We start from the raw sequence: 21,657 nt of genomic DNA, 5'->3' as shown, positions 1-21,657 counted from the left end.
CCCTCCGCCGCGACCTGGGTCACGTACGAAGGGGCTGGGCGGGGGCACAGGCAAGAACCTGGTCAGGCTCGGGTACGGGCCCGGTCGGGGCAGGGGCGGGAACCGGGCCGGGGGACGGGAGCCCCGGTCAGTCGCGGCGGCGGCGCCACAGGGCGACCGGCAGCACGCCCACGAGCGCCACGGCCTGCGGCGCGGTCGTCAGGGCCCCGGACGCCGACGGCTTCTCGTCCAGACCGGGCTGGTCGAAGGTGTCCGGCACCGGCAGCGTGCCCCAGCGGTTGATCGGCCATGCCTTGACGACGGCCCGCCCGACGACCTTGTCCACGGGCACCATGCCCTGGTGGGAGTCCGACTGGTTGTAGCGCGAGTCGCGGGAGTTCTGCCGGTGGTCGCCCATGACCCAGATGAAGCCCTCGGGGATCTCCACCTTGAACCGGCCGCCCTGGTCGTCGTCGCTGCACGGGGTGTTGCCCGGGTAGACGTACGGCTCGTCCAGCGCCTTGCCGTTGACCTTCACCGGGCCGGTGCCGGTGCACTCGACGGTGTCACCGCCGACGCCGATGACCCGCTTGATCAGGTCCTTCTCCTCCGCGGACGGCATCAGGCCGATCCAGCTGAGGACCTTCTGCAGGGCGTTGGGGTCGGGCGTGGGCTCGCCGGCCAGCCAGTTGTCCGGGTCGTGGAAGACGACGACCTCGCCGCGCTCGGGCTCGGAGCCGAACCACGGGGTCAGCTTGTCGACCAGCACCCGGTCGCCCTGCTGGAGGGTGTTCTGCATCGAGTCGGAGGGGATCGAGAACGCCTGCACCAGGAACGTCTTGATCAGCAGCGCGAGCACCAGCGCGATACCGATCAGGATCGGCAGCTCCTTCCAGAAGGAACGCTGCTTCTTTCCCTGGGGCCCGCCGGGCTCCGCGCCGCCCGGCCTCTGCTCGCCCGCCATGGTGCCGTCCTCGGTCGTACCGGCGTCACTCCCGGAGCTCATGACGCCGTCCGCGGCCGCGCCGGGCGCTTCCACGGGGCGTCCGCGGTGCTCCTCGCCGTCGTGTCCGGACCGTGCGCCAACCGCCACATCCCCCACGCCAACTCCTTACTCTGTGCCACCGCCTGCGCCTCAGCCGGTGCAGGCCCACCACTCCCATAACGAGCGGGAGTTCCGCAGGGCTCGGGAGCTGGGTCATTGCGTACGGATCGTCGGAGGCAACCCTATGCGACAGCAAGGGGGCCGCGGTCGACCCGGGCGACGAGTCGGGCACGGAGGAGAAGGTCTGTGGTTCGTCCAGCGTCGTCCAGTGGTTGAGGGGCCAGCCGATGACGACCGCGCGGCCCACCACCTCGTCCAGCGACACGGTGCCGCCGAAGTCCTCCTGGTGGGCGCGTGAGTCGGCGGAGTTGTTCCGGTGGTCGCCCATCACCCACAGGCGTCCCTGGGGCACCGTGACGTCGAACTTGGATTCGGAGGGGAGGTTCCCGGGAAACAGGTAGCCGGTCTCGTTCAGCGGTATGCCGTTGACGGTCACCCGTCCCTGCGCGTCGCAGCACTTCACACGGTCGCCGCCGACCCCGACGACCCGCTTGATGAGGTCCTTCTCGTCCTCGGAGGGCAGCAGGCCGATGAAGGTCAGCCCCTCCTTGACCTGCTTCACGACGACGGGGTCGTCCTTCTTGCCGCCCGGCTGCTCGTCCTGGAGCCAGCCGCCGGGGTCCTTGAAGACGACGACGTCCCCCCGCCCGGGCTCGGAGCCGAACCACGGGGTCAGCTTGTCCACCAGCACCCGGTCGCCGATCTGGATGGTCTGCTCCATGGAACCGGACGGGATCACGAACGCCTGGACGAGGAACGTCTTCAGGACGAGGGCGATGAGCACCGCCACACCGACCAGGAGCGGGATCTCCTTGACCGCGGAGCGGCGCCGGCGTCGCTTGACCTTGCGCTGGAGCTTGCGCCGCTCGGCCCGCGAGCGCACGTCGGAGGAGCCGGCGGACGCCCGTCGCGAGCCGGTGGGCAGCAGATCCTCGGCGGCACTGCTCGGTATGCCGCGCGGCTTTCCCCGGTTACCCACGGTCACCGCCCGACGTCCGGACCCCGCCGGCCTCCGGCACGTGCGCGTAGGCCGGTGGCCGCTCCAGCCGGCCGGCATGTCCGAGAGGCCATACGACCGCGTCGGCCCGGCCGATCACGTCGGTGACGGGCACCATGCCGCCGCCGGGCGAGCCCAGGTGGTCGCGGGAGTCGCTGGAGGAGCCGCGGTGGTCACCGAGGAGGAACAGACGGCCCTCGGGCACGACGACGTCGAAAGCCACCGTGGAGGGCCGGTCACCGGGATACAGGAACGTCGACTCGTCGACCGGCCGGCCGTTCACCTCGATCCTGCCCTCCTTGTCACAGCAGACCACGTGGTCTCCCCCCACACCCACGACGCGCTTGATGTAGTCGGCGTTCCCGAAATAGCCGGTGCCGTCGAACACGACGACGTCTCCCCGTCCGGGCTCGGCCCCGAAACGGTACGCCAACTTATTTACGAGAACGCGGTCCCCGATCCTCAATCCCTGCTCCATGGAACCGCTGGGGATCTGGAACGGCTGCGCCACAAAAGCGTTCACCAGCAGCAGGAACGGCAGGCAGACCAGCAGGGAGAGGGTGATCCCGCCGCCGGGCAGCCAGGAGGTGATCCGCGACACCAACGCGAAACGCGACCGTTCCTCCGGCCCTCCGGTCTCCGGGGAATCCCCGGGACGGGAAGGGCGGGAGGAGCGGTCGCGCTCCGTCGGCTGTGCTTCGGTGTCCATCGGGGCCCGATGTTATCCGGCCCCGATGTGAACACGGACGCGCGATCAGTTGTCGCGCTTCTCCTTGATCTTCGCGGCCTTGCCGCGCAGCTCACGCAGGTAGTACAGCTTGGCGCGACGCACGTCACCGCGGGTGACGAGCTCGATCTTCTCCACGATCGGGGTGTGCACCGGGAAGGTGCGCTCGACGCCGACGGAGAAGGAGACCTTGCGGACCGTGAAGGTCTCGCGCACGCCGGAACCCTGGCGACGGATCACCACGCCCTTGAACTGCTGCACACGGGAGCGGTTGCCCTCGATGACGCGGACGTGGACGTTGACGGTGTCACCCGGGCGGAAGGCCGGGACGTCGCTGCGCAGCGACGCGGCGTCGAGAGAGTCGAGCAGGTGCGACATTTCGTCTGCTTTCTTCGCTGATGCCACAGGTCATCAACGGAAACTAGAAGTGTGTGGTGGGAACTGCCGTACGCGTCGGAGCGGGCGTCGTGTCCCCCTGCGGCAGGGGCGCACACCGGACGGCGCACAGCAGCGGCCTATTCTTCCACGTCCTCGACCCGCCGCCAAAATCGGCCGTACGGCTCGCCCTGCGGATCGGGGGCCCAGCCGAGGACGGACAGCATCTCCCGGTCCTTCTTGTCGAAGACCTTCGGGTCGCAGTGCTCGATCAGGTCGGGCCGGTTGGCCGTGGTGCGGCGCAGTGCCTCGTCGCGGCGCCAGCGGGCGATCCTGCCGTGGTGGCCGCTGAGCAGCACCTCGGGGATGTCCCGGCCGCGCCACAGCGGCGGCTTGGTGTGGACGGGGCCCTCCAGGAGGTTCGCCATCGCGCCGGGCGCGAAGGAGTCGTCCCGGTGGGACTCGGCGTTGCCGAGGACGCCGGGCAGCAGCCGGGCCACGGCCTCCGTGATGACCAGGACGGCCGCCTCGCCGCCCGCCAGGACGTAGTCGCCGATGGACACCTCGTGGACCGGCATCCGGGTGGCGTACTCGTCGATGACACGCCGGTCGATGCCCTCGTAGCGGGCGGGCGTGAACACGAGCCAGGGGCGCTCGGAGAGCTCCACGGCCAGCTTCTGCGTGAACGGACGGCCGCTGGGCGTGGGGACGATCAGGGCCGGCCCGCCCGCGCCCGACTCGTAGCCGTCGGCCAGCACGGCGTCCAGGGCGTCGCCCCAGGGCTCGGTCTTCATGACCATGCCGGGGCCGCCGCCGTAGGGCGTGTCGTCGACCGTGTGGTGGCGGTCGTACGTCCAGGAGCGCAGGTCGTGCAGGTGCACGTCCAGCTGCCCCCGCGCGCGTGCCTTGCCGACGAGGGAGACGTTCAGCGGTTCCAGGTACTCAGGGAAGATCGTGACGACGTCGAGCCGCATCAGGACGCGTCCCCGTCGGCGTCCCGGCCGGCCGCGTCCCCGGACGCGTCCCCGTCGGCGTCCCGGCCGGAGGCGACCTCCGCGCGGTCGTCGATCAGCCCGGGCGGCGGGTCGACGACGGCCCGCTGCTCCTCCAGGTCGATCTCGACGACGATCTCCTTGACGAAGGGGATCATCACCTCGCTGCCGTCCGCCCGCTCGACGATGAAGAGGTCCTGGGAGGGCAGGTGCGAGATCTCCGTGATCCGGCCGACCTCGACGCCGTCCGTGGTGACCACGTCCAGGTCCATCAGCTGATGGTCGTAGTACTCGTCCTCTTCCTCGGGCAGCTCTTCGGGGTCCACGTCGGCGATCAGCAGCGTGTTGCGCAGCGCCTCGGCGCCGGTGCGGTCGGCGACGCCCTCGAAGCGCAGCAGCAGCCGGCCGCTGTGGACACGGCCGGTGGCGATGGTGAGCGGCCCGGTCGCCGCCGGGTCGGTGGCCAGGACGGCGCCCGGCGCGAGCCGCAGCTCGGGCTCGTCGGTGCGTACCTCGACGGTGACCTCGCCCTTGATGCCGTGGGCGCGGCCGATCCGTGCGACTACCAGCTGCACGTGTACAGATCTCCTGTCAGGACGACCACGGGCCGGGGACGGCCTTCACGGCCCTCCCCGGCCCGAGCCGGATGCGGTAAGCGTCAGCGGACGTGGTCCACGTCGACGAGGTCGACACGGACACCGCGGCCGCCGATGGCGCCCACGACGGTACGCAGAGCGCGTGCGGTGCGGCCGTTGCGGCCGATCACCTTGCCGAGGTCGTCCGGGTGGACCCGGACCTCCAGCACCCGCCCGCGGCGCAGGTCGCGCGAGGCGACCTGCACATCGTCAGGGTTGTCGACGATGCCCTTCACGAGGTGCTCGAGAGCCTCCTCGAGCATGCTCAGGCCTCGGCCGACTCGGACTCGGCGGCAGCCTCGTCCTTCTTCTCCGCCTTCTTCTTCTGGGTGATGGCCTCACCCTTGCCCTCGTCGTCGCCGCCCAGGGCCTCGAACGACGGGCGCGCCTTCTTGGGCTCGGCGACGAGCAGCGGAGCCGGGGCGGGCTCGCCCTTGAACTTCTGCCAGTCGCCGGTCTTCTTCAGGATGGCGAGGACGGGCTCGGTCGGCTGCGCGCCGACACCCAGCCAGTACGCCACGCGGTCGGCGTCCACCTCGATGACCGACGGGTTGTAGGTCGGGTGGTACTTGCCGATCTCCTCGATCGCACGGCCGTCACGGCGGGTGCGGGAGTCGGCGACGACGATGCGGTAGTGAGGCGAACGGATCTTGCCCAGACGCTTCAGCTTGATCTTGACTGCCACGGGAGTGGGTTCTCCTGGATCTGACGTGGTGGGGCACAGCGGTATGCCGCGTGGGGAATGCGGTACCCGAGTGGCCCGATGGACGCGTCAGCCGGAGGAGAGAGGGGTCCTGTGCGGCTGTCGAGTACAGCTAGCCATTGTGCCACACCCTGCGGACCCGTTCGGGCCGAGGGCGCACTGCCACTGCACCCGGGCATGCCGGAGAGGCACCCGGCGCGGAGGTGAGGTACGTCGGGTGCCATGGTCCGGGCCGCACCGGCAGCCACGAGATGCCGGTGGTCACGGGCGGGCTACGCCACCCCGACGGCCTCGGGGATCCGGAACGGCTTCCCGCACCCGCCGCACACGATCGGTGCCTGCGCGAGGACCGACGGCACGACGCGGACGTTGCGGCCGCAGTCGCAGACGGCCTTGACGCGGACGCCTCCGCCGGAGGAGCCGTGGCGGGCCGCCGGCCCTCTGAAGGTGCGGGCGGTGTCGGCCGAGGTCGCCGCCGTGTGGGCCTTCAGAGCCCGCTGGAGACGCTCGATCGTCGGCCGGTAGCGCCGTTTCGCCTCGGGGTTGAGCGTGACCAGCGAGAAGCCGCTGCTCGGATGCGGCTCGTCGGGGTGGTCCAGGCCCAGCTCCTCGGCGATCGCGAGGAATCGGCGGTTGTGGTACCGGCCGGCGCGGGAGGTGTCCCGGACCCCGCGGGCGGCGGCGATGCCGTGGACGGCCTCGTGGAGCAGCCGTTCGAAGGAGAGTTCGTGACCGCAGGCGGACGACGACTCCCCGATCAGTGACTCGGGCGCGGCAAGGTCCGGCAGCTCGGGGTGGTACCGCTGAATGTCGGCCCACGCCTGCGCCAGTTCTGCGGCGAGAACAGGTGGTGTCTGTGTCGTGCTCACGTAATGACAACGAGCCAGGGTGCCCCTGTGTTCCTATTCCGGGGCATCCCAAATAATTTGCACGTACCCGTCAGTTGCCGCTGATGCGTCCCGACGAGGGCGGGTGCGCCGATCTGCGGAGAAGCCTCGCAGCTCGTCACAAGCCGGTGCGTAGTAACCCCTACGACCCGCGTGGAGGACTGTCGCGCGTACCGGTAGGACCGAGGGCCGTGCCGGCGCAAGAGGCGTTTCGGTCGCCTCCCGGCGGCCGGACCGGTATCCGGATCAGCGTCGGCGGCGTCCGTGACGTTACCGGGCGTGTCCGCGCCCCCCGACACCGCCCCGCTCCGGGGCGGAACCGGGGCACCGGGGGAACGCCCCGGACCGCCGTGCCCCACCGGTGTCGCCCCGCCGGTCGCCCCCCGCGCACGGACGCCGTGGGCGTGTCCCAGGTTGCCGGGATGTGAAATCTCGCCACATGCGCGACCGGTCCGCAAGCAGGGCCCCACGACCACTGGACGCCGCCGCGAGCCGGGAGTTACCTGACATACGGGGGGAACAGCGAGCGCACGGCACGCGGGCCGCGCAAGCCGGCCCGGCATCGACTCTCGGCGAAATGGGGCGCTTTTCATGACACCTACGCTCGTGCGGCAGCACCGGCCTCACGCGGGACCGCACTCCCGCGTGGATCTGCGTGCACGCGCGCGTGACTGGTCCGAGATCCAGGAGCGGATGCTGGTCCCGCTCCACGAGGCCGTCTACGAGCGACTCGACGTCGGACCGGGGACCCGGCTGCTGGGCCTCGGCTGCGGCAGCGGGCTCGCCCTGCTGACGGCGGCCTCCCGCGGCGCCGCCGTCACCGGTGTGGAGGGTTCCTCCCCGGAACTGCTCGCGCTGGCCCGGGAGCGGCTGCTCCCCGCCGAGCGGGGCGCGCACGCAGGCGTGCAGGCCCGGCTCGTCGGGGGCTCGCCCCGGGACGCGGCCGTCCCGGGGGCACCGCCGTACACCCTGGTGACCGTGTTCGAGCCCGTCGGCTCCCTGGCGGGCGACGCGGAGTGGCTCGGCGAGGTGCTCGCCGAGGCGGCGCCGCTGGCCGAGCGCGGGGCGCCGGTGGTGCTGACCGGCTGGGGCCCGCCGGAGCGGTGCGCCACCTCCGCGGTGATCAGGACGGTCCTCGGACCGGCGGACCCGCCGCGCGGCAGCGGCGACTGGCGCCCCGCGCGGCGCGACGACCTGGAGGACGTCGCCCGGCGGGCCGGTCTGAGACCTGACGGATCGGGCCGGGTCGCCTGCCCGTTCGGGTACGCCGACCTCGACAGCGCCGTACGCGGACTGATGTCGACGGGGCTGCTCGACGCGGCGCTCACGGCGGAGGACCGGGAGCAGGCCGGCAAGGAACTGGCCGAGGCGCTGCACGCCCACCGGCGGGTGGACGGCACGGTGTGGATGCCGAACGTCTTCCGCTATCTGATCGCCCGCGTGCCCTGACACCTCAGGAAGTCCGGCCGAAAGGAGACCCTGCCGCACGCCGGTCGGAAGCCTGGCCGGACGCCGGTCGGAAGCCGGTCGGAAGCCCTGCACGACGCCGGTCGGACGCCGGTCGGCAGGCGGCCGCCAGGGGGTCCGGACGAGCCCCCGGCCTTCGGCTACCCGCCCTCCCCGGACCGTGTGTCCTCCGGGCGCGGCACGTCCTCCCCGTGGTCCTTCGTCAGGCGGGTGATCCCGGCGATCCGGTAGGCGTCCGCCTCCTCCAGCGTCTCCCGCTCCAGCAGCGCCTCCGCCAGCGCGTCCAGCTGCCGCCGGTGGTCGCGCAGCTTGTGGCGTGCCTCGTCGTAGCACTCGTCGACGATCCGGCGCATCTCGTCGTCGATGGCGTCGAGGGTCTGCGGGGCGGCGGCGAGCCCGTACGCCTGCTGGGCGTCGCTCGGCAGGGCCGACAGACGCCCCACGCGTTCGCTCATGCCCCAGCGGGCGACCATTCCGCGGACGATGCCGGTGACCTGCTCCAGGTCGTTCTCGGCACCGGTCGTCACCACACCGAAGACGGTCTCCTCCGCGGCCATGCCGCCGAGCGCGCCGATGACCCGGCCCCGCAGATACTCCTCCGTGAAGGCGTACTTGTCCGAATCCGGGGTCGACAGCGTCACGCCGAGCGCTCTTCCGCGCGGCACGATGGTGATCTTGCGGACCGGGTCGGCACCCGGCTGGAGCATGCCGAGCAGGGCGTGCCCGCTCTCGTGGTAGGCCGTCCTGCGCCGCTCCTCCAGCGGCATCACCAGCGGCCGCTCCGCCCCGAGCTGCACCTTCTCCAGCGCCTCGGACAGGTCCGACTGGTTCACCTGTTCCTGCCCCCGCTTCACGGCGAGCAGGGCGGCCTCGTTGGCGAGGTTGGCCAGTTCCGCGCCGGTCATCCCCGGGGTGGTGCGGGCGACCTGGCCGAGGTTCACGTCGCCGGACAACGGGATCTCCCGGGTGTGGATCTCCAGGATCGCCTCACGGCCCCCGCGGTCGGGCGGGGAGACGTTGACGATCCGGTCGAAGCGGCCGGGCCGGGTCAGCGCCGGGTCGAGGACGTCGGAGCGGTTGGTCGCGGCGATGACGATCACGCCCTCCGAGCCGGAGAAGCCGTCCATCTCGGTGAGGATCTGGTTCAGCGTCTGCTCGCGCTCGTCGTGGCCGCTCACGCTCGCGCCGCCGCCGCGCGCCCGGCCGATGGTGTCGATCTCGTCGATGAAGATGATCGACGGGGCCACCTTGCGGGCCTCGGCGAACAGCTCCCGCACCCGGGACGCGCCCACGCCCACGATCATCTCGATGAACTCCGAGGCCGACGCCGAGAAGAACGGCACCCCCGCCTCCCCCGCGACGGCCCGCGCCAGCAGCGTCTTCCCCGTGCCGGGCGGACCGGCCAGCAGCACACCCCGCGGCATCTTGGCGCCCATGCGGCGGTAGGCGTCCGGGTTCCTCAGGAAGTCCACCACGTCGTTCAGCTCGCCCGCGACCTCGTCGATGCCGGCGACGTCCTCGAACGTGGTGCGCTGATGCCCCGGCTCCAGCTCGACCGGCTTGGGCGGCGGCTTGCGCCCGAACATGCCGCCCGCGCCGCCCATGCCGTGCCTCATCCGCCGCGCGACGAAGATCCACAGGGCGACCAGCACCGCCATCGGAGCCAGCGAGATGAGCAGGTTGGCCAGAATGCCGCGCTGCTGGACGACCGGCTCCGCCGTGACGGTGACCTTGTTCCTGCTCAGGTCCTCCCAGAGCCCGTCGTCCGCGAAGGACGGGCGCTGCGTCCTGAACTTGGTGTAGGTGCCGTCCTGGCCCGGTCTGTCCTGCTTCTCCTTCAGCTCGCCCTGGATGGCGTCGCCCTTGGAGTAGATCTTGCTGACGTTGCCCGCGTCGACCTGCTGGCTGAACTCGGTGTAGGAGATCGTCGGCTCGTCCCCCTCGTCGAAGAAGGCCAGCGCGAGGTAGGCGACCAGGAACACCAGCAGGGCGGCCAGGGCCAGGCCCCACCAGCCGCCGCGCGGTCTGCGCCAGCCGGAGGACGGCTGGGGCTGTTCATCCGGCGTGCCCTCGGTGCGCCAGGGCTTGTCGGGGGACTTGCGTGACGGCGCCGAGTTGGTCATATTCGGACGTTACGGCACGAAAGCCGTACAAGCATGCGGATGCACAGCACCGAGGGCGCCCTCCCGGCGGAGGGCGCCCTCGGTGGACGTACGGCCGGGGCCGGTCAGCCCATGAACTTCTTGAACTCGTCCGGCAGTTCGAAGTCCTGGCCCGCCTGCTGGCCCGGCAGGCCGAAGGCGCCGCCCTCGGCGGCGGCCGCGCGACGGGCGGCCTCCTCCTGCTCCTGCTGCTTGCGCTTCATCGGGTTGCCGGAGCGCTGCTTGCCCTTGGCCTTCTTCGGCTGCTTCTTGGTCCGGCCGGGGCCGCCGCCCATGCCGGGGATACCCGGCATACCGGGCATGCCGCCGCCCTGGGCCATGCGGGACATCATCTTGCGGGCCTCGAAGAACCGCTCGACGAGGTTCTTCACCGCGCTGACCTCGACACCGGAACCGCGGGCGATACGGGCGCGGCGCGAGCCGTTGATGATCGTCGGGTCCTGGCGCTCGCCCGGGGTCATCGACTTGATGATCGCGGCGGTGCGGTCGACGTCCCGCTCGTCGATGCTGTTGATCTGGTCCTTGATCTGGCCCATGCCGGGCAGCATGCCGAGCAGCTTGGAGATGGAGCCCATCTTCCTGACCTGCTCCATCTGGGCCAGGAAGTCGTCCAGGGTGAAGTCCTGGCCCTTCTTCGACGCCAGCTTGGAGGCCATCTTCTGGGCCTCTTCCTGGCTGAACGTCTTCTCCGCCTGCTCGATCAGGGTGAGCAGGTCACCCATGTCGAGGATGCGGGAGGCCATCCGGTCCGGGTGGAACGCGTCGAAGTCGTCGAGCTTCTCGCCGTTCGACGCGAACATGATCGGCTTGCCGGTGACCTCGCGGATCGACAGCGCCGCACCACCGCGGGCGTCGCCGTCGAGCTTGGAGAGCACCACGCCGTCGAAGCCGACACCGTCGCGGAACGCCTCGGCGGTGTTGACCGCGTCCTGACCGATCATGGCGTCGACGACGAAGAGGATCTCGTCGGGCGAGACCGCGTCCCGGATGTCCGCGGCCTGCTGCATCATCTCCTGGTCGATGCCGAGGCGGCCCGCGGTGTCGACGATGACGATGTCGTGGACCTTCGACCTGGCGAAGTCGATCGAGTCCTTGGCGACCTTGACCGGGTCACCGACGCCGTTGCCCGGCTCCGGCGCGTACACGGCGACACCGGCGCGCTCGGCGACGACGCTGAGCTGGTTCACCGCGTTCGGGCGCTGGAGGTCACAGGCGACCAGCAGCGGGGAGTGACCCTGCTCCTTCAGCCACCGGCCGAGCTTGCCCGCGAGGGTGGTCTTACCGGCACCCTGGAGACCGGCCAGCATGATGACCGTGGGCGGCTGCTTGGCGAACCGCAGCCGGCGGGTCTCGCCGCCGAGGATGGTGACCAGTTCCTCATTGACGATCTTGAGGACCTGCTGGGCGGGGTTCAGCGCCTTGGAGACGTCGGCGCCGAGCGAGCGCTCCTTGACGTTCTTGATGAACGCCCGGACGACCGGCAGGGCGACGTCCGCCTCGAGGAGCGCGATACGGATCTCGCGCGCGGTGGCGTCGATGTCCGCCTCACTCAGACGCCCCTTGCCGCGCAGATTCTTGAAGGTCGCTGAAAGGCGGTCGGAGAGAGTATCGAACACGGCGGCGTCGGTCCTCGGAGTCGGGGGCAGTCTGAGCGTCTTCCAGAGTATCCCGGCGGCACAGGTCGCCGGATCCCCCCGGTCATCCTCTCAATGTCTCCTCCAGCTTTCGCGCCAGCGAGGCGGCCTCCTCCCCCGGCAGCGGCGCGCCCTTCTCCCCGGTGACGTAGAAGGCGTCGACCGCGTTGGCGCCGAGGGTGGACACGTGCGCGCTGCGCACCCGGACGGCCGCGTCCTCCAGGGCCCGCCCGATCCGGAACAGCAGCCCCGGCGCGTCCTGCGCGCGGACCTCGATCACCGTGGCCAGCCGGGAGGCGGCCGGGGCCACCGTCACCCGCGGGGGCGGCGCGACGACACCGCGCCGTCTCGGATAGGCCGCGTCCCGTTCCGCGAGGCGGCCGGCCACGTCCAGGGAGCCGTCCAGCGCGCGGACCAGGTCGGCGCGCAGCCGGGCGGCCTGCGGCAGGGAGCCGTACTCGGCGGCGACACGCCAGTTCAGCAGGAGGACCGAGCCGTCGAAGCCGTCGGGCAGGTCCAGGGCGCGCAGCTCGGCCGTGCGGACGGTCAGCCGGTGCATCGCGAGGACGCCCGCCGCGGCCGGCAGCACGCCCGGCTGGTCCGGTACGGCGATCAGCAGTTCCACGCCGAGCGGCTCGGGGTCCTCGGAGGGCTCCTCGGCGGCCGGCTCGGTCTGGGCGCGCAGCGCGAGGACGGGCCCGCCGGTGCGGAACGCCTCGACGGCGAGCCGCTCCTGCTCGGCGGTCGGCGCGGCGGCCTCGGGCTCGTCGGGGCCGTTCCCTGCGAGGACCGCCGAGACGCGTTTGACCAGGTCGGCGACGAGCGAGCCGCGCCAGGACGACCATGCGGCGGGGCCGGTGGCCAGCGCGTCCGCCTCGGTCAGCGCGTGCAGCAGCTCCAGCGTGCTCTGCGAGCCGACGGCGTCGGCGACGGCCCGTACGGTCTCGGGGTCCTCCAGGTCGCGCCGGGTGGCGGTCTCGACGAGCAGCAGGTGATGGCGTACGAGGCCGGCGAGGACGGCCACGTCCGCGCGGTCGAAGCCGATGCGGGCGGCCACGTCACGGGCGATGATCTCGCCGGCGACGGAGTGGTCGCCGGGCCAGCCCTTGCCGACGTCGTGCAGCAGGGCGGCGACCAGCAGCAGGTCGGGGCGGCTGACGCGGCGGGTGAACTCGGACGCGCGGACGGCGGTCTCGATGAGGTGGCGGTCGACGGTCCACACGTGCACGGCGTTGCGCTGCGGCCGGCACCGCACCCGCTCCCAGTCCGGCAGCAGCCGGCTGACCAGGCCCTCCGCCTCCAGCGCCTCCCAGACCTCGACGGTCGGGCGGCCGGAGCCGAGCAGGGTGACGAGCTGTTCGCGCGCCTCGGCGGGCCAGGGCGTGGGCAGGGGGCGCCCGCCGGCCGCCATACGCCGTACGGCGTGCAGGGAGAGCGGAAGGCCGGCCTGTGCGGCGGCCGCCGCGGCGCGCAGCGGGAGGACGGGGTCGCGGTCGGGACGCGCGGCGCGGGCGAGCACCACCTCGCCCTCCTGCTCGACGACGCCCTCGGCGAGGGGCGTCCGCTCCGCGACGGGCTTGCCGCCGCCGAGCATGGCGCGCAGCCGGGGCCGTACGGCGCGTGCGCGCAGCACGCGGCCCACCTCGCGCCAGGTGACGTCGCTGGCGTACGAGATGACCCGGGCGGCCTCGTAGACCTGGCGCAGCAGGATGTCGGCGTCCAGGAGTCCCAGTCCGGCGGCGACCTGGTCCTGTTCCTGGAGGGAGAGCCGGTCGGTGGCACGGCCGGTGGCCAGGTGCAGGGCGTCGCGGACGTCGAGGAGGCGGCGGCGGGCGTCGTCGAGTCCTTCGCGGGGGGCGTCGGCCAGCCAGGAGGCGGCGACGGCGCGCAGGGCGGTGGCGTCGCGCAGTCCGCCGCGGGCCTCCTTGAGGTCGGGTTCCAGCAGGTACTGGAGCTCGCCCTGGCGTTCGGCGCGCTCGACGCACAGTTCCTGGAGTTCGGGAAGGCGCCGGGGGGCCTGGTTGCGCCAGTCGGCGAGGACGGTGGTGCGCAGGGAGGCGGTCAGGCCGAGGTCGCCGGCGATGTGGCGGGCGTCGAGGAGACCGAGCTGGACCTTGAGGTCCTCCCCGGCGGTTCTGCGGGCCTCCGCCGGGGTGCGCACGGAGTGGTCGAGGGCGAGTCCGAGGTCCCAGACCGGGTACCAGACGCGTTCGGCGAGGGCGGCGACGGCGTCGGGGGCGCTCCCGTCGTGCAGCAGGAGCAGATCGAGGTCGCTGCGCGGGGACAGTTCGCCGCGTCCGTAGCCGCCGACGGCGACGAGGGAGACTCCGCGCGGGTTCCCGCCGGCCGCGGCGCGGATGCCGGCGTCGAACAGGCCGGCCAGCCAGTCGTCGGTGAGTCCGGCGAGGGCGGCACGGCGCGGCGGCCCGGACCGCGCCTCCTCGGTGAGGAGGCGCAGCCGGGCCGCCGCGTAGCCGCTGGGTCCCGGACCTTCTTCTTCTTCACGGACGTCCGTGCTCGTCACCCAGCGACTCCTGTTCTTCTGTGTCAGAGCGCGTCCGGGCCGCGCTCGCCGGTACGGACGCGTACGGCCGTCTCGACGGGGAGGGACCAGACCTTGCCGTCACCGATCTTGCCGGTTCGGGCGGCCTTGACGATGACATCGATCAGCTGCTCGGCGTCGTCGTCCTCGGCGAGGACCTCGATGCGGATCTTCGGCACCAGGTCGACGGTGTACTCGGCGCCCCGGTAGACCTCGGTGTGACCGCGCTGGCGGCCGTAGCCGCTGGCCTCGGTGACGGTCAGGCCGTGGACCCCGAACGCCTGGAGGGCTTCCTTGATCTCGTCGAGCCGGTGGGGCTTGACGACGGCGGTGATGAGCTTCATGCGTCCACCTTCTTGCTCGCGGCCGCGGTGACGGGGGCCGGCGCGGCGGTCCGGGCGGCACCGCCGCCGGCACCGCTGAAGTCGTATGCGGTCTCGGCGTGCTCGGCCTGGTCGATGCCGGCGACCTCGTCGTCCTCGGAGACCCGCATGCCGATGGTCTTGTCGAGGAGGAAGGCGAGAATCGCGGAGACGACCAGCGAGTAGGCGAGGACACCGAAGACTCCGGCGCACTGCTTCCAGAACTGCTCCAGGCCGCCGCCGTAGAAGAGGCCCTCGACGTCGGACTGGCCCTTGCCGCTGGCGAGGAGGCCGACGAGCAGGGAGCCGACGATGCCGCCGACCAGGTGGACGCCGACGACGTCGAGCGAGTCGTCGTAGCCGAACTTGTACTTCAGGCCGACCGCCATGGCGCACAGCAGACCGGCGACGGCGCCGACGGCGATCGCGCCGACCGGGGAGACCGCACCACCGGACGGGGTGATGGCGACCAGACCGGCGACGGCACCGGAGGCGGCGCCCAGCGTGGTGAACGCGCCGTGGCGGATCTTCTCGTAGGCGAGCCAGGCGAGGATGGCGGCGGCGGTGGCGACCTGGGTGTTGACGAACATCAGGGAGCCGACGCCGTCGTCGTTGCCGAGCCACGAGCCGGCGTTGAAGCCGAACCAGCCGAACCACAGCAGACCGGCACCGAGCATGACCAGCGGGAGGCTGTGCGGGCGCATCGGGTCCTTCTTGAAGCCGACGCGCTTGCCGATGACGATGATCACGCCGAGGGCCGCGGCACCGGCGTTGATGTGCACCGCCGTACCGCCGGCGAAGTCGATCACGCCCATGTCGAAGGCCCAGCCGCCCTCACCCCAGACCCAGTGGGCGACGGGGAAGTAGACGACGGTCGCCCACAGGGCGACGAACAGCGCCCAGGCGCTGAACTTCACGCGGTCCGCGAGCGCACCGCTTATCAGCGCGGGGGTGATGATCGCGAACATCAGCTGGAAGACCATGAACACGAGGAGCGGGATGTTGTAGGTCCCCCACAGCTCGTCCTTGTCGACCCCGCTGAGGCCGACCCAGTCGGAGTTCCAGCCGATGAGGCTGCCGGAGTCGGTGCCGAAGGCGAGCGAGAAGCCGTAGAGCACCCACAGGACGGTGACGATCCCGAGGCTGATGAAGCTCATCATCAGCATGTTCAGGGTGCTCTTGACCCGGACCATGCCTCCGTAGAAGAAGGCCAGCGCCGGCGTCATGAGCATCACCAGGGCGGAGCAGATGAGCATGAAGCCTGTGTTGGCGGCAGAGAGCTCCGTCTCTGCGGCAAGCGTGATGGCTGGTGCCATCGGCGTCTCCTCGTCGTTGGTACGGCCCCGTGCGGGCGAAGCCTGTGCGGATTGAGGGGTGGGCCGGTTATGCGCCATGAGATTGGCGCAGCGCGGTTTCGGTGGAAGCCCCTCGTTGTTTCGCGGCGGTGACGAAGGCGCCGTGCGTGTTACGCGTCGGTGAATCGGCAGATCTCGGGTTGCGCGATCGTTATCGTGGCGCAACCTTCCCCGGTGGCTCACGCGGGAGAAGGAAACCGGCCGCGGCCGGCCTTCCGAATGACTGGCATGGGGGAGCCGAGTCGGGCAGTTCGGGAGGGCCGGCCGCGGCCGGAGTTCTGTGCGGTGCGGTTCAGACCGCTTCGGCGGTCTCGGGCAGTTCGATCGCGAGCCGGTCGGTGAGGTCGACGACCTCCGCGAGATCGCCGAAGTCGCGCACGGCGGTGTCGACGGTCTTGCGGATGCGGGTGTTGACCCGCTCGGAACGCACCTTCTTGGCGACCTGCATGGCCCGTGCGGCCAGCACGGTGGCGTGCTCGGGTTCACGCTGGAGCAGGTGGACGGTGGCCATGCCGATGAGGTTGAGCGTGTAGGACCGCTGGTGCTCGCTGTCCTCGGCGAACAGGTCCACGGCCCGCTGCATCAGGGGTTCGGCGAGCGAGGCGTAGGTGGGGCTGCGGCCGGCGACATAGGCGAGGTCGCGGAAGGAGTGGCTGTTCTCGCCGTGCAGCTCGGCCTCGGAGAAGAAGCGGATCCAGTCGGGGTCGGGGTCGTCCCACTCGTCGGCCTCGGCGAAGGTGTCCTCGGCCATCCGCACGGCCCGCTTGCACTTGCCGGGCTGGCCCATGTTGGCGTACGCGCGGGCCTCCATCGCATACAGCATGGACTGGGTGCGCGGGCTGGCGCAGTCGCGGCTGCCGTACTGGGCGAGGTGGATCAGCTCCAGGGCGTCCTCGGGCCGCCCGAGGTGGATCATCTGACGGCTCATGCTGGAGAGGATGTACGAGCCGAGCGGCCGGTCACCGGCCTCCTTGGCGGCGTGCAGCGCGAGGACGAAGTACTTCTGGGCGGTGGGCTGGAGCCCGATGTCGTACGACATCCAGCCCGCCAGTTCGGCGAGTTCGGCGGCGACCTTGAACAGCCGTCGGGTGGTGGTCTCGGGCTGGGTCTCCTGGAGGAGGTCGGTGACCTCGTGCAGCTGGCCGACGACCGCCTTGCGGCGCAGTCCGCCGCCGCACTGGGCGTCCCACTGCCGGAACATCACGGTGGTGGACTCCAGCAGATCCAGCTCCGGCCGGGACAGTTCACCGCGCGCGCGGTGAGCGGGTCCGCCGGGCTCGGCCCGCTCCGCCGGGGCGGGTGCGACGGGGACGAGCCAGCGCTGCATGGGCTCGATCAGGGCCGGCCCCGCGGACAGGGCCAGGGAGGTGCCGAGGAAGCCGCGCCGGGCCAGCATCAGGTCGCTGCGGGAGAACTCACCGAGCAGCGCCACCGTCTGCGGCCCGGTCCAGGGCAGGTCGACCCCGGTCGCGGAGGGTGACTGGCGGGCGGCACGCAGACCGAGGTCCTCGACGGAGACGACACAGCCGAACCGCTCGGAGAACAGCTCGGACAGGATCCTCGGGATCGGCTCGCGGGGGTTCTCGCCGTCGAGCCAGCGGCGCACGCGCGAGGTGTCCGTGGAGATGTGGTTGGCGCCCAACTGGCGGGCCCGGCGGTTCACCTGGCGGGCCAGCTCGCCCTTGGACCAGCCGCTGCGCACGAACCACGAGCCGAGCAGCTCGTTGGGGCGCTTGTCAGCGTTCGTCCCGCTTCCGCCGTTGCCGCCCACTGGAAGCCCCCGTCCCTGAAGACCGCTTGCCGCCCCTTTGCGTCAAGCCCTATCAGAATGCCCGTCAATCGGGCCGCCCGTCCGGGAGTTGCCACCCTTCGAACGGTGAATCGACTTGCCTCCGGCATACCCACGGGTGCATGTGCCGCCGGATTCGTGCACACAAAGTAATCCTACGATCACCCCTCCAGCCATGGCGATCCCGGAAACGCCACCATTCGCCACCCCTTCGAATGAACTCACGGTGGCCTTCACGGGATTCACTTGACAGAGGACGGCCACAAGTGGGCGGAGCGGTGCACACAGGGGCGCGCACCGCCGGGTGCACCACCCGGTGTACCCGAAGGCGCCGCTCGCGGCCGACGGCGAGGACCGCCAGGTCATCGCCCGGCGGTCTCGTAACCACCGGCGCACCGGACCCGTTGGAGGGGGCATGGGCTTCACGATCGGCAGCAGCCGGGGCATTCGCGACATCCGGTCCGGCACGCGCCGCCGCGGGCGCTCGTCGGAGTGCACCGCCGTGGCCGAGTACACCGGGCTCTGGGGCTGGGACGTCGTCCCCGGCGCCCGGGCCGCCGCGGGCGAGTGCTCCTGCGGCCGCGGCGACTGCCGCACCCCCGGCGCGCATCCGCTGGACTTCGCCCCCGAGGTGCCGGCCGGGGCGACGCTGGACGAGGCGACCGGGGCGTGGGCGGAGTTCCCGGGCGCGGCGGTGATGCTGCCGGTCGGGCGGGCGTTCGACGTCATCGAGGTCGCCGAGACCACCGGGCGCCGCGCCCTGGTCCGGCTGGAGCGCATGGGGCTGCCCCTGGGACCGGTCGCCGTCACGCCCGACGGCCGCGCCCACTTCCTGGTCGCCCCCGGCGCCGCGGCCGAGCTGCCCACGCTGCTGTACCGGATGGGCTGGGACGACCCCGGTCTCGATCTGCGCGCCCTGGGTCCCGGCGGCTTCATCACCGCTCCGCCCTCCGACCGCGCCGGCCTCGGTCCGGTCCGCTGGCTGCGCGCCCCGGACCTCGACTCGGCGACCCGGCCGCCCCAGGCGCGTCTGCTGCTCGGCACCCTGGCGTACGTGGCGCACCGCTCACGCGCCTGAGGGTGACGGCGCCGGTGCGGCGCCCGCCATGACGAAGCGCCCGCCCCTCGACTGCATCTCGGGGGCGGGCGCTTCTGCTGTGCGGATCCGTGTGCGCGTGCACGGACGGGTCAGCGGGCGGGTGTCACTCTCCGATGAGCGCGTCCACGAACGCCTCGGGCTCGAACGGGGCCAGGTCGTCCGGTCCCTCGCCGAGGCCGATCAGCTTGACCGGGACGCCCAGCTCGCGCTGGACGGCGACGACGATGCCGCCCTTGGCGGTGCCGTCGAGCTTGGTGAGGACGATGCCGGTGATGTCGACGACCTCGGCGAAGACACGGGCCTGCACCAGGCCGTTCTGTCCGGTGGTGGCGTCGAGGACGAGGAGCACCTCGTCGAGCGGGGCGTGCTTCTCGACGACGCGCTTGACCTTGCCCAGCTCGTCCATCAGGCCGGTCTTGGTGTGCAGACGGCCGGCGGTGTCGATGAGGACCACGTCGACCCCCATCTCCTTGCCCTCCTTGACCGCGTCGAACGCGACGGAGGCCGGGTCGCCGGCCTCGGGCCCGCGCACGGTGTGGGCGCCCACGCGCTCGCCCCAGGTCTGGAGCTGGTCGGCGGCGGCGGCCCGGAAGGTGTCGGCGGCGCCCAGGACGACCGTGCGCCCGTCGGCGACCAGGACGCGGGCCAGCTTGCCGGTGGTGGTGGTCTTGCCGGTGCCGTTGACGCCGACGACCATCACGATGCCGGGCTTGCGGTCGTCCGGTTCGGTCCTCACGCTGCGGTCGATCTCGGTGCCGACCAGCTTCAGCAGCTCCGCGCGGAGCAGTCCGCGCAGCTCCTCGGGCGTGCGGGTGCCGAGCACCTTCACGCGCTCGCGCAGTTGTTCGACCAGCTCCTGGGTGGGCATCACGCCGACGTCGGCGGTGAGCAGGGTGTCCTCGATCTCCTCCCAAGTGTCCTCGTCGAGGTGCTCGCGCGAGAGCAGCGTGAGCAGCCCCTTGCCGAGGGCGTTCTGCGAGCGGGACAGACGGGTGCGCAGGCGCACCAGGCGCCCCGCGGTGGGCTCCGGGACCTCGATCTCGGCCGGCGGGAGCTCTTCGACGACGGGCGGTTCCTCGACGGCGGCGGGGGCGCCGCCACCGGGGAGGTCCACCTCCTCGATGGTGCGGCGCGGTTCGTCCCGCGGCGTCTCGGCCTCGTCGCCGACGTGCGGCTCGGCCGGAGGGGCGGTGATGTCGGGGGCGGCGGGCGGCGGTGGGGGCAGCGGCTTCCTGCGCCGGCTGCCGACGATGAGCCCGCCGATCGCGCCGAGCACGACCACGGCGATGACTACAGCAAGGATGACGATGTCCATAACGCGTCCAGTATCGGCCATGGGTCCGGCCCGGACCCGCTCGTACGTTCCTCCGACAGGCCGATGTGCCCCCTTCGGCCCGCGCCCCGATCCACACCCGGACCCTCCTCCGGCCCGCGCCCCCTTCGGATCGCGCTCCGCACCCCCTTCGACCCGTTCCGGGTTCACCCTCGGCCCGTGCCCCGGACCGCGCCCCCTTCGACCCGTTCCGGGTTCACCCGCCCCCCAGCCCCCTTCGGATCGCGCTCCGGACCGCGCTCCGACCCCCCTTCAGCCCGTTCCGGGTTCACCCTCGGCCCGCACCCCGGACCGCGCCTCGGTCCGCCCCTGATTCGCCCTCGACCTGCACTTCGGTCCGCTCCGGTCCGCGCCCCGTCCGTCTTCGACCCGCTCCGGTCCGCCCTCCATCCGTCTTCGGCCCGCGTCTCGACGCGTCCTCGACGCGCGCTCCGGCCCCCCTCGGCCGGCGGCCTACCGCACCTCTGGTCATCTGACGAACCGTCAGCTACGGTCCCCCTGCCGAGCCGCCGTCCGCCGCGCCGAAGGGGGCCGCCATGCCCGTCACGGTCGTACGCCTCAACCTCGTCGAACCCGGCGCCGGCCCCGTCTCCCTCGCCGCCCGCTACCGGGCCGCCCTGGAGATGGCCGCGTACGCCGACGACCACGGGATCGCCACCGTGCAGACGGAGGAGCACCACGGCGTGGCGGACAACTGGCTGCCGTCGCCGTTCACCTTCGCGGGCGCGGTCCTGGGCGCGACCCGCCGTCTCACGGTGACGGTCTCCGCGGCGATCGGCCCGCTGCACGACCCGCTGCGGCTGGCCGAGGACATCGCCGTGCTGGACCTGATCGGCGGCGGCCGGCTGGTGACGGTGGCCGGCATCGGCTACCGGCCGCAGGAGTACGCGATGTTCGGCGTGGACTTCGCCCGCCGCGGCCGGCTCCAGGACGAACTGCTCCGGACCCTGCTCAGCGCCTGGTCCGGGGAGGAGTTCACCTACCGGGGCCGTACGGTACGGGTCACCCCGCGCCCCTTCACCCGGCCGCACCCGCTGCTGCTGGTCGGCGGCTCCTCCCGGGCCGCGGCCCGCCGTGCGGCACGGTTCGGGCTGCCGTTCTTCCCCAGCGCGCATCTGCCGGAGCTGGAGGCGTACTACAAGGAGCGGCTCACGGAGTACGGGACCGAGGGCTGGACGATGATGCCCGCCGCCGAGACCCCGCTCCTGCATCTCTCGGAGGATCCCGACCGCACCTGGGCCGAGTACGGCGACCGCTTCCTGCACGAGGCGCGCACCTACGCGTCCTGGCAGTCGTCCGGCGTCCGCTCCGCGGCGCGCTCGGCGGCCACGACGGTGGCGGAGCTGCGCGCGGAGGGCGTGTACCGGGTGCTCACCCCGGACGAGTGTGCGGGCCTCGGCCTCGACACCTTTGTGCTGCATCCGCTGGTGGGCGGGATGCCGCTGGAGGAGGGGTGGCGCGGGCTGCGTCTGTTCTGCGAAGACGTACTGCCCCGGCTCGGTGGGTGAGCCGGG

Annotated in this window: 19 protein-coding genes; 3 read left to right on the top strand and 16 right to left on the bottom strand. The window is 72.0% G+C overall.

Going from position 1 to position 21,657, the window contains the following annotated elements:
* Positions 1-127 precede the first annotated feature (127 nt).
* The 9 genes from lepB (ACIQGV_RS28740) to ACIQGV_RS28700 all read right to left on the bottom strand — a co-directional run bounded on the left by lepB (ACIQGV_RS28740) (position 128) and on the right by ACIQGV_RS28700 (position 6,382).
* The gene (gene lepB / locus ACIQGV_RS28740; RefSeq protein ID WP_402499233.1) at positions 128-1,081 is read right to left on the bottom strand and encodes a signal peptidase I; all 954 of its coding nucleotides are present in this window, start codon (positions 1,079-1,081) and stop codon (positions 128-130) included.
* Positions 969-2,063: a signal peptidase I gene (gene lepB / locus ACIQGV_RS28735; RefSeq protein WP_402499464.1), complete on the bottom strand. Its 1,095-nt coding sequence runs from the start codon at positions 2,061-2,063 to the stop codon at positions 969-971. Before lepB (ACIQGV_RS28735) ends, lepB (ACIQGV_RS28740) begins: the two co-directional genes overlap by 113 nt.
* Complete coding sequence (gene lepB / locus ACIQGV_RS28730; protein ID WP_402499231.1) at positions 2,056-2,790, bottom strand: signal peptidase I; 735 nt, start codon at positions 2,788-2,790, stop codon at positions 2,056-2,058. Before lepB (ACIQGV_RS28730) ends, lepB (ACIQGV_RS28735) begins: the two co-directional genes overlap by 8 nt.
* Before the next feature lie 45 nt (positions 2,791-2,835).
* Positions 2,836-3,186, bottom strand: coding sequence for a 50S ribosomal protein L19 (gene rplS / locus ACIQGV_RS28725; RefSeq protein WP_402499229.1), 351 nt, complete (start codon positions 3,184-3,186; stop codon positions 2,836-2,838).
* A 137-nt stretch (positions 3,187-3,323) separates the two neighbouring features.
* Positions 3,324-4,157, bottom strand: a complete 834-nt coding sequence (trmD, locus tag ACIQGV_RS28720) for a tRNA (guanosine(37)-N1)-methyltransferase TrmD (RefSeq protein WP_402499225.1) — start codon at positions 4,155-4,157, stop codon at positions 3,324-3,326.
* Positions 4,157-4,750, bottom strand: coding sequence for a ribosome maturation factor RimM (gene rimM, locus ACIQGV_RS28715; RefSeq protein WP_402499222.1), 594 nt, complete (start codon positions 4,748-4,750; stop codon positions 4,157-4,159). The genes trmD and rimM overlap by 1 nt, the downstream gene beginning before the upstream one ends.
* An 83-nt stretch (positions 4,751-4,833) precedes the next feature.
* A complete protein-coding gene (locus ACIQGV_RS28710; RefSeq protein ID WP_005479813.1) occupies positions 4,834-5,073 on the bottom strand; it encodes an RNA-binding protein in 240 nt (79 codons plus the stop codon).
* A 2-nt stretch (positions 5,074-5,075) separates the two neighbouring features.
* Positions 5,076-5,495, bottom strand: a complete 420-nt coding sequence (gene rpsP / locus ACIQGV_RS28705) for a 30S ribosomal protein S16 (RefSeq protein ID WP_030048919.1) — start codon at positions 5,493-5,495, stop codon at positions 5,076-5,078.
* Between the two features lie 290 nt (positions 5,496-5,785).
* The gene (locus tag ACIQGV_RS28700; protein ID WP_402499220.1) at positions 5,786-6,382 is read right to left on the bottom strand and encodes a hypothetical protein; all 597 of its coding nucleotides are present in this window, start codon (positions 6,380-6,382) and stop codon (positions 5,786-5,788) included.
* A gap of 609 nt (positions 6,383-6,991) precedes the next feature.
* On the opposite strand from ACIQGV_RS28700, the gene ACIQGV_RS28695 reads away from it, so the two are divergent.
* Positions 6,992-7,849 (top strand): SAM-dependent methyltransferase, encoded by an 858-nt coding sequence (locus tag ACIQGV_RS28695; protein WP_402499218.1) that lies wholly within the window; start codon positions 6,992-6,994, stop codon positions 7,847-7,849.
* 158 nt (positions 7,850-8,007) lie between these two features.
* Here the strand turns inward: ACIQGV_RS28695 and ftsH are convergent, their stop codons facing one another.
* From ftsH to ACIQGV_RS28665, 6 genes are all read right to left on the bottom strand, one after another.
* Positions 8,008-9,990 (bottom strand): ATP-dependent zinc metalloprotease FtsH, encoded by a 1,983-nt coding sequence (ftsH, locus tag ACIQGV_RS28690; protein ID WP_402499216.1) that lies wholly within the window; start codon positions 9,988-9,990, stop codon positions 8,008-8,010.
* Between the two features lie 104 nt (positions 9,991-10,094).
* A complete protein-coding gene (gene ffh / locus ACIQGV_RS28685) occupies positions 10,095-11,645 on the bottom strand; it encodes a signal recognition particle protein (protein WP_402499213.1) in 1,551 nt (516 codons plus the stop codon).
* Between the two features lie 82 nt (positions 11,646-11,727).
* The gene (locus tag ACIQGV_RS28680; RefSeq protein WP_402499211.1) at positions 11,728-14,187 is read right to left on the bottom strand and encodes a [protein-PII] uridylyltransferase; all 2,460 of its coding nucleotides are present in this window, start codon (positions 14,185-14,187) and stop codon (positions 11,728-11,730) included.
* 23 nt (positions 14,188-14,210) lie between these two features.
* A complete protein-coding gene (locus ACIQGV_RS28675; protein WP_003997576.1) occupies positions 14,211-14,549 on the bottom strand; it encodes a P-II family nitrogen regulator in 339 nt (112 codons plus the stop codon).
* Positions 14,546-15,883 carry an ammonium transporter gene (locus ACIQGV_RS28670; RefSeq protein ID WP_402499209.1) on the bottom strand — a complete coding sequence of 446 codons (1,338 nt, stop codon included), beginning with the start codon at positions 15,881-15,883 and terminating at the stop codon, positions 14,546-14,548. The genes ACIQGV_RS28675 and ACIQGV_RS28670 overlap by 4 nt, the downstream gene beginning before the upstream one ends.
* 331 nt (positions 15,884-16,214) lie before the next feature.
* Positions 16,215-17,693 carry a hypothetical protein gene (locus tag ACIQGV_RS28665; protein ID WP_402499206.1) on the bottom strand — a complete coding sequence of 493 codons (1,479 nt, stop codon included), beginning with the start codon at positions 17,691-17,693 and terminating at the stop codon, positions 16,215-16,217.
* A gap of 433 nt (positions 17,694-18,126) precedes the next feature.
* Here ACIQGV_RS28665 and ACIQGV_RS28660 point away from each other — a divergent pair, with 433 nt between their 5' ends.
* Positions 18,127-18,789: a bifunctional DNA primase/polymerase gene (locus ACIQGV_RS28660; protein ID WP_402499204.1), complete on the top strand. Its 663-nt coding sequence runs from the start codon at positions 18,127-18,129 to the stop codon at positions 18,787-18,789.
* Between the two features lie 124 nt (positions 18,790-18,913).
* On the opposite strand, the gene ftsY is transcribed toward ACIQGV_RS28660, so the two are convergent.
* Positions 18,914-20,125 carry a signal recognition particle-docking protein FtsY gene (gene ftsY, locus ACIQGV_RS28655; protein WP_402499202.1) on the bottom strand — a complete coding sequence of 404 codons (1,212 nt, stop codon included), beginning with the start codon at positions 20,123-20,125 and terminating at the stop codon, positions 18,914-18,916.
* A gap of 554 nt (positions 20,126-20,679) precedes the next feature.
* Between ftsY and ACIQGV_RS28650 the strand changes: the two genes are divergently transcribed.
* Positions 20,680-21,651 carry an LLM class flavin-dependent oxidoreductase gene (locus ACIQGV_RS28650; protein ID WP_402499201.1) on the top strand — a complete coding sequence of 324 codons (972 nt, stop codon included), beginning with the start codon at positions 20,680-20,682 and terminating at the stop codon, positions 21,649-21,651.
* Positions 21,652-21,657: the final 6 nt, after the last annotated feature.

Source organism: Streptomyces sp. NPDC093094 (genome assembly GCF_044754345.1).
In the GTDB taxonomy this organism is placed as follows: domain Bacteria; phylum Actinomycetota; class Actinomycetes; order Streptomycetales; family Streptomycetaceae; genus Streptomyces.
The sequence above is the reverse complement of the archived record's forward strand: the minus strand, read 5'-3'. Positions and strand labels throughout refer to the sequence as shown.